Source organism: Lysinibacillus sp. RC79 (assembly GCF_041262405.1).
Lineage (GTDB): Bacteria > Bacillota > Bacilli > Bacillales_A > Planococcaceae > Lysinibacillus.
In genome coordinates, this window is record NZ_JBGCCD010000059.1 from 1 (window position 1) to 8,386 (window position 8,386).

Genomic DNA, 8,386 nt, shown 5'->3' on the forward strand with positions numbered 1-8,386 from the left:
AGGCTAGCTTAAGCTAGCCTAGAGTTACTCCAATATATTTACTAATAAGTAACAGCAACATCAGTCATATATACTGTACTACCATGAACAAAGTTTTCAAATTTGAAACTATAACTGTAACCTCTTGAATAACCAGATAAGCCATGATGGAATCCGCCGATCATACCCTCAGGGACATCTACTCTGGATACCTCTGTTCCATGATCTTTATTATATATATAATATGTAAAAGGTTTTGTTCCTTTTGGAGTTATTGTGAGATTAGTAGGATTATAAAATCCATCCCCTTGTTTGACATAGATATAACTTTTGAAGTTGAATGCTTTTGTGTTATAAGTAGATGCCTTCGCAAATGGAGTTATTAAATTCAAATCTTTTTTATCAGTAGAATCAGCAGGGATATATGTGAATATTTGTTGTAATTCTTCTTTTGTATAAGGAATTTGTTCACCATTTGCATCAAATACTTCTATCTTAGAGAAAAATTTATCACTTGTGTCAATAATGTTTGCATCACTTGAGATAATAGTGTCTACAGAAGTATCACTTGTGTTAGTAGTGTTTGCAGAAGCCTCTTGCGGTGTAAAATAAATCAGTCCAATTAGAGCAATAGATGTTGCCAAAAAATGTTTGATTTTCAAAATAATTTCCTCCTCTTCTATATATTATAATGATATACTAAAAAATAAGATTAATAAACATATTATTTGTATTTTTTTGAAATTAAGGGGGTTAATAGTGAATAAATATAAAATCTTAGGTGCTATATTTCTTGTAGTTTTGATTTTAAGCGCTTGTTCCGATGATGGAGAAAAATATAATTTTTATGGAGAAAGTAACAATTGGATTGTTAAGTACGAAACTGAAGTTACTAAAGAAAGAGAATTTGGAGAATTTACAATTAAATATATTGGAAAAGAACCTGCACCTGAAGTATTCGAATATAAAATAAAGAATGCATCAACATCGTTAGATGTTGGTATTGGTGAAGAAACTTTTAACAATGAAAATAATATACATTCATTTAATGTCGAATGTACTGGCTGTGAAGTTTACACAACTGAAAATAATAAGATCGAAGCAAAATTAGAATGGAACGAGAAATCGGAAACTATTAAATTGGACAGTAAATGATAGTGGAAGAAAATGAAAATAATCGTTGATATTTATGCAAAATTTTATACATGCTACAGCCAGTAAAACAGCCTTAAAACGTTGGCAAACCAACAATGTATAAAATCCTGCATAGACAATAACAGATGCCAAAAATGAAAAGGAAGTAACGACAAGGGTTTATCCCTTATCGTTACTTCCTTTTTCTAATGTTATGTCAACTAAAAATGCATGGAGTTGTATAGTTTTTTTACTCGACAAATTTTAAATATACTTGGTATCCAAGTTCCCTTAATGTATGTACGTTCTGTATAATTGTCAGTGTTTCAAGCACGCTTAACATAGAACTCGCTTTACTAGAGGGAGTATATTTTTCGTTTAGTATAACAAGTGACACGTGACGATTTTGGTTTTTCCAATTTAATTGAGGTTGATCATTAGGAATAAGTGTATTTATATGCTCAATTATTTCATTTTGAATTTCGTTGAAAGCTGTTGCAGATGCAACAGCTTGTGCTGCTAGATGACTTGTACCAGAAGTTGTTTGTTTTCTTTTTACATGAATAAATTCAATGTCTGTATCACTAAATCTTAACGCATCGCAGACTTCTAGTGTACTTCTTGTTTTTAAAGAATTACTTTTTAGTTGGCTTAAGTCAAAAGGATAATCTTTTTGGTCCATTAATATAAGGTTATTAGTAAGGCTTAAATCTTGGTTATATAACGCCTCTGCTCTGTTCATATATTTAGGATATTTTAAGGTACCTATTGGAGGATTTTGAGGCAATGAGTCTATCTCTGATTTTAGATTTGAATAGAATGTATAGTTAATCTCAAACCATCTACCGTTGAACAATACATACCTTGAGGATTTAAAAGAAAACTCTATAATTAAAGCTTCAAAAATTGAACATATCCTTGTTTTTTCTATGGTAATTGATTCTAGGGTTTGATTTTTAATTTCTATAAAGCATGATTTCAATTTATTTACTATTTCAGAACCCGTGTTAAATTTATTCCGAGTTGTATGAAGAATCCTAAGCCTCTCAAAGAAGTCCAAAACGTTTAATTCAGTATCACCTGCTAATTTTGTGTCTTTGTACCATAACCCTGTAATAAAAATTCCGGTAAAATCTTCAAACGGTATAAAGGCAGGTGGTTGAATGTCTATACCTCTTACATTTCTGTAGTCTAAGGAAGTTGAGTTTACCACTATTTTTTCAAGTCTATTTTCTAAGAATCTATTTAATCTATCTTTAGTTTGAGAATCATTTACAGGTTGTAACAACTCGTTGATGTTAAATTCTTCATCATTTTTATCTGAAAGATATTCCGTTCCCAATATCTCGAGTAGATCCAATAAATCTTTTCTTAAATTGAAATTCCCCGTTATATCTAGTCCACTTTCCCCACCTAAAATCAAATCTTTTTTGTTATCTGTTGTATTGATGAATTTATTTAATTTGCTACGCCCATGGATTTTTTTTATTAAAGAAATTTCCCCTCGAACTAATAATTTATTTTGCGGTAATTTTTTTGAAGAACTTTTTCGAGTATGGAATGTGTTTCGTTCTAATGTTACAGAATCTATGGATGTAACTTTTTCAGGATGGATAAGTAATCTTGATATTTTTGTTGCGAAATCCTTCACTATGTATTCAGATTTTAATAAATGATGTCCACCTCCGAAAGTTAACACAAATGTTCTAGGCACAATGTTTCCTTGGCTATTTGTAACCGATAATTTTAAAAAAACAAGTGCTCGTTCATCTTGATTTCCGAAAAATTTTACATTTCCGTTCTTTGGTTTGCCCATTTCTTTAAGATATTTTGACCAAGAAGGTTCAGCGGCTTTTTTTGAAAATACATATATGATTCCTGACAGATATTTTGGACCCATTCTATCTTTATTAATAGAACGATATTGCTTTGTGAATCCCTTCATATCAACATAGCTGATAAAACTGTTATTCCCCTTCAAAAGATAGATTTTAATTTTTTTAGGACTAACTTTCTTTTTCATAATGTATTCCTTTCTATGAAACTCAGTATTTAAAGGCTTTTATAACTATTTTTTTTATTTATTTATAAGATTTAAAAAAAATGCGCGGAAAAGACTTTTAAAATTAGGTTTTTTATTTAGATATTAGGTGTTTCCTTGTATAAGCAGAGAGGTATCTAAAGATACCTCTCTGCTTATACAGAAAAAATTAAAAAAAACAAAACAGGATTTTGATGTATATTATATTAAAATGACTCTTCAAAAGGAATTCAGTCATTAATTTTTAAAATTTAATGTATTTAAAAAAAAAAATAGCTTAAAAGCCTATAAATCAACATTTTTATAAAAAGAACATAACTACAGCTACGGGCTCTTTTACAAAGTAAAAGAGCCCGTAGCTGAGTTATAATCATTTTGAAAAATTTGTGTAAATGCTTTATTTCAATTCATTTTGGATTTTGGGAATTACACTTTGTCGGAACAATATAACTCTACACCCCTATTTAAACGCCACAAGAACGCACCAAAACGTTTTTTAATGAAAGGTTGGTGGTTTTGTGAAGCTAACAATTAAAATGGCTTAGACGGTTATCTATGGTCTTTAAAAGAGATGACCATTTTTGTTGTCAATTATAGTGAATTCCTTCCTAGAATGTATAAAGGCAGAAGTTATTTTGAAAATAACTTCTGCCAAAAACTTTTCTTACTTTCTTCTAATTGTTGGCTTAATTTCTTCAACATTTCTTCTTGTTGGATAATCAAATCTCGTTGTTCCTCAAGTCTATCTGTAACGATTCTCTGAAACTCATCATCTTTCTTTTTTTGTACTTCCAGTTCGTTATGAAGTTGTAGGAGTTGGTTCGCCACCATTACAACAGCCTCATTCTGCAACGTTATATCGTTACTCAATAACGTTGTAACAGTGGGATTTGTAACGTTATCTATAACGCTGTGTTGCATAATATTGAAATCAAAGTCTGATGATAGAACTAAGCTTGCAGCGTCTTCTAAGCTCACCGACTTTTCTTTGTTTAGGTAAAATAGAGCCTTTATGATTTTAATATTTTCTTCTGAATACTCTCGATGACCACGCTTGTTTCTAGATATATTCATACCGTTCTTTTCCAAAAGTAATGAGTATTTTTTTAAAGTCTCAGCGCTTGTTTCCAATTGTTCAACAACTTCTTTTGGTGAATATAAGCGTTCTTCCATATATATACCTCCGTTATAGAATCGTTACGTTCATTATAACGGTTCTACTCCAATTACATAGGGGATGAGTATAAAAGTAGATAGCGAAAAGCTGCGTAACAAAAAATTGCAGTTAGTTTTTTTGCACTTTTTCTTCCTTATGCCTTCTTTTACTTTTTGATCTGTAGTACACTTATGCTATTACTTCTTTTATGTGTCGCTTACCTGGGTAGGCTGACGGTGATTAAACAATGTGGAGCCTTTGGGCTAAAATGGGTAGGGCTAGGTATGCCCTTAAGTGTCTAATTAAAAAACAAAATGAGGATTTAATTTGTATGTGGGTGAGTACCCCCAAAGAAGCAATCAGCTGATACAAAAAAACTAAATATTTTTTTGAGGATAAGTAGGTCATTAACCACGAAGGGTTAAACGGACGTGCTTTTTTTTGCGTCTAAAGATGGATTATCAAATAAAAATCAATCAATTTTACATTCTATTAAACGGGGAGTGGGGTGATGGTACATGATTTTATTAAATCAACTGATTGGGGATGCAGGATTTTGGTATATGATCATTGGATGTTTAGTCAGCTTCCTAATTAATTACAAAATTAAAATAGAAAAAAGGTAGTATAGGTAGTGTGTTAGATTTATGTTGCTAATTGATTTGATTTTTAGTTGAGATGAATTGATTGAACAAGGGTTTAAAAAAATGAAGGAATAGATTCAATAAAAATTCAAGCATTACTATTTAAATAGTGAGTGGAGAAATAAAATGAAAGCAAATTGATGTCAATTTGCTTTCATTTTGATGTCATTTTAAAAATTTTTATATCACTTATAAAGTAGCAGAAACCTACTCGCATCTAATTATTCGCGCAAAAATTACAGTAATTGACTCAAAGATTCAGAATATTCAGATTGACACTAAACGTATTTTGTTTAGAATAAACACATACACATTTGTATAGACAATTTGTCTGTACAATTTACGTTCAAATTGTTTCAAAAACAAAAAAGCAGCAGGCTGCCACCTGCTGCTTTTTGCATTACTTGAAGTATTCTATCACAAAAGAAATAGCTGGCCTGATGACCAGATGGTGAATCCTCAACCACCGTAATTCTTCACGTAATATTTTTTTCTTGTCCTTAGACAATTTACGTTCAAATCGCTTCAATTATTTTTTTCACCTCCTTGTAAAGAGGTATAGCAATATATAGTGAAAATTTAAATACTACTATTCAAAAAACATACAACATATAGTTTTTTATAACAACTCTTGCTTTCTATAAAGAAACGCTAACTCCTTGATATATCAAGGTTTAAGCTTATGAAAAAAAATTTTTTATGGGTAATTTATGCATTATAGAGTTCGTTATACATAATTTGTCGTAATCCAATGAATAAGTTTATCAATCTTGGTACACAAAGATTGATAAACTAATAATCATAGAATATATTTACAAGTTGCTAACTTTAGCGTATGGTAGGAATAACTAAATCGAACGTAAAAAAGCCATTCCACAGTGACTAACATCGAGCGCCAACTCTTTGTTAATCGCTTTATCGTATGAAACGGATACGATGCAGCATATCGTGAAATGACTGTTTTTAACTGTTAAATATAGATATTATCTATATACGTCATTCTAGTATGAATTAGAAGACATTTCAACAGTTTATTAATAGGTCATTAAAGGTTACTACTTAATCTAAAGCGTTTTGCATCGTTACTACAGCGATGTGAAACGCTTTTTTGCTTCAAAAAAGGAGCAACTATCATGATAACTAAACTAAAAACTACACCAAACCAAGCAGTCCAAACATTTATTACATACGGCAATCAAAAAGGAGATCGGCAACTCAAAGACGAACGCCTGCAGCAACTAGAAGAAACTTTGGCAGCACAAGGTATTTATCCTGGTGGAAAAGTACATAGAGTGCTAGAAAAATTGATTTATGATCTTACATACAACGGCATTATCAAAGTAAGCCGAGAGCATTTGAGTCACAAATTAGAAGTTGGATTAAATACAGTCTCAACAGCTTTTAAATATCTGGAGCAATCCAAGCTATTTATCCTTTCCAGAAACAAATCAGGGAAAACGAATAGTGGTTGTCGTGTCATTTTGGATGTGCAGCATGTTAACTTTGAGAGCATTTTAAGTAGCATTTACCGTCTAACTGCTTATGAAATTGCAATCTTAAAAGAGGACTTTAAACATCTAAGTAAACATCAAAATAAACATCAGGATTTGGCTCAAAACACTGCTATATCAACGTCAAACGGCTCAAATTCGAATCTTAACTATAATAACCAAATTAAAACATTAAAAGATATAAAGACGTCTACTAAGCAGGCGTCTGATAAGAAAAATAATCTTTATAATCGTTTAAAAAATCTCTATCAAGCCCGTACAGGCTCTTTAAAAGGCTTTAAAACATTTGTAGGGGTTATCTATGGTTCATTAAAAAAAATCAAAGCAGAGGACAAGCTAACGCTGTCTCACGTGCAATTAGAAACGATTATGTATCAATCATTAGATGCAGCCATTTCAGCGAGTGATCAATACGTTAAAACAAACCGTGTAGCCTTACTAAGTGCCATTATTCGTAATAAAATCAACGATTTAACGGTTTCGAATTCATCTGCAACACCTGAAAAACAAGTAACTAGAAAAGTAGAACCAGTGCCAGCATGGTTTGCGACTCGTCATGAGCAAGAAGAAGAATTAACAGAAGAAAAGAAAGCCTATTTTGCACAAGAACGTGAGCGAATCTTGGCCAAGTTACAAAATCTCTAATCAAAATGAGGAATGGTAAAAACCATACCTCTAGTTTGATGCGCTTAAAAATTATTTTGGAGTCAGTTCAAACTCAAAACAAAATGATAGAATGAACTTAAAGTCTAGAGTAATTTGCGGTGTAATTTTGTTGCAAGAGCAACCATACTATTTGGCCATTAAATTTCAGAGTGCCCATCTACGCACCTTCGAAAATTCGAGCGCTTAACAGGCATAAAATCGGGACCGATTTTTGACCTCAGACGATTTTAATTTCTAAATATTTGTTCTGAAAATGGTAATATCATTTGTCTAGTTTTTTGTATTCTTTGGAAGAGAAGAAACTTAAAATATCAAATTATAGGGCCTTTACATTCGTTTTTAGATGATCATTTCGTTTTCGATTTGTTTTACTTCGTGTTTAAATTTAAAACGGTTTAAAATGGCTTATGAGGGCTCGGAATATTTGTTATATACATGAAAACTTTATTAAATCGATGAATGGAGATTTTTAGTGTGGAACATAAACCGTATGAGGAAATGAGTATTGAAGAATTAAAAACAGTCTTCTTTAAAATGCAGAGGGATTTGAAACTTAAAAAATACCCAACAGGAGCAGACGGCGCAATTCTACTGGATCCGAATAATCCCCATGATCGGGAATGGTACGAAAATGACGAAGATTATACTTTTTAATGTTTAGAATTCATCTATGATAGATGGATTCTTTTTTTTGCGAAAAGTGTTAAAACGTTTCAGAAGCGACGATTCGGAGAAGATTGAAAGGTTTAGATGATTGATTTCTTCTTTTTATTTGAGAAGTTATACGTATATATTTTGTATATACACTAGGTTTAAATGTATATATTTTATATATATTTCTTCATTTTCATGATATCACGAAAAAGTTAGGCTCTGCCTAACCCCACAACCATTTTGGGGGCACTTTTTCCTTATGCTCTTTCTAACTTTTTCTAGAAATCTAGAGCTTTCAAACGCTTAGAACATACAAAAAGGAGTAGCATTATGCTACCCCTTTGCTCTTATATTGATGATCGAACGTCTTTTAAGTTCTGATTGGAGTTGTTGAAGTTCACATGTATAAAATCTTGTATACACAATAAAAAGTGATTCAAATGAAAAGGCAGTAACAACAAGGTTTCTTTCCTTGTTACTACTGCCTTTTTCCTAGCTGCTTAAAAAGGCTAGCTTAAGCTAGCCTAGAGTTACTCCAATATATTTACTAATAAGTAACAGCAACATCAGTCATATATACTGTACTACCATGAACAAAGTT

General features: G+C 31.4%; 6 protein-coding genes. 3 read left to right on the forward strand and 3 right to left on the reverse strand.

The genetic code is table 11. The features are described from left to right. Positions 1–41: 41 nt before the first annotated feature. On the reverse strand, positions 42–641 hold the full coding sequence (locus ABH968_RS27440) for a hypothetical protein (RefSeq protein ID WP_370049150.1): 600 nt from the start codon (positions 639–641) through the stop codon (positions 42–44). 97 nt (positions 642–738) lie between these two features. On the opposite strand from ABH968_RS27440, the gene ABH968_RS27445 reads away from it, so the two are divergent. After that, positions 739–1,134 (forward strand): hypothetical protein, encoded by a 396-nt coding sequence (locus ABH968_RS27445; protein ID WP_370049152.1) that lies wholly within the window; start codon positions 739–741, stop codon positions 1,132–1,134. A 229-nt stretch (positions 1,135–1,363) separates the two neighbouring features. Here the strand turns inward: ABH968_RS27445 and ABH968_RS27450 are convergent, their stop codons facing one another. Both ABH968_RS27450 and ABH968_RS27455 read right to left on the reverse strand, forming a co-directional pair. Next, positions 1,364–3,136, reverse strand: coding sequence for a DUF6119 family protein (locus ABH968_RS27450; RefSeq protein WP_370049154.1), 1,773 nt, complete (start codon positions 3,134–3,136; stop codon positions 1,364–1,366). 648 nt (positions 3,137–3,784) lie between these two features. Next, positions 3,785–4,327 (reverse strand): MerR family transcriptional regulator, encoded by a 543-nt coding sequence (locus ABH968_RS27455; RefSeq protein ID WP_370049156.1) that lies wholly within the window; start codon positions 4,325–4,327, stop codon positions 3,785–3,787. Between the two features lie 1,760 nt (positions 4,328–6,087). On the opposite strand from ABH968_RS27455, the gene ABH968_RS27460 reads away from it, so the two are divergent. Next, a complete protein-coding gene (locus ABH968_RS27460; protein ID WP_370049158.1) occupies positions 6,088–7,110 on the forward strand; it encodes a hypothetical protein in 1,023 nt (340 codons plus the stop codon). Positions 7,111–7,605: 495 nt separating this feature from the next. After that, entirely contained in the window at positions 7,606–7,785 is a 180-nt protein-coding gene (locus ABH968_RS27465; protein ID WP_370049160.1) for a hypothetical protein, read from the forward strand. The last annotated feature ends 601 nt before the right edge of the window (positions 7,786–8,386 follow it).

Bases quoted from the DNA above. Each gene is read 5' to 3' on its own strand.
- ABH968_RS27450 (WP_370049154.1), bottom strand. From the start codon at position 3,136: ATGAAAAAGAAAGTTAGTCCTAAAAAAATTAAAATCTATCTTTTGAAG.
- ABH968_RS27455 (WP_370049156.1), bottom strand. From the start codon at position 4,327: ATGGAAGAACGCTTATATTCACCAAAAGAAGTTGTTGAACAATTGGAA.
- ABH968_RS27460 (WP_370049158.1), top strand. From the start codon at position 6,088: ATGATAACTAAACTAAAAACTACACCAAACCAAGCAGTCCAAACATTT.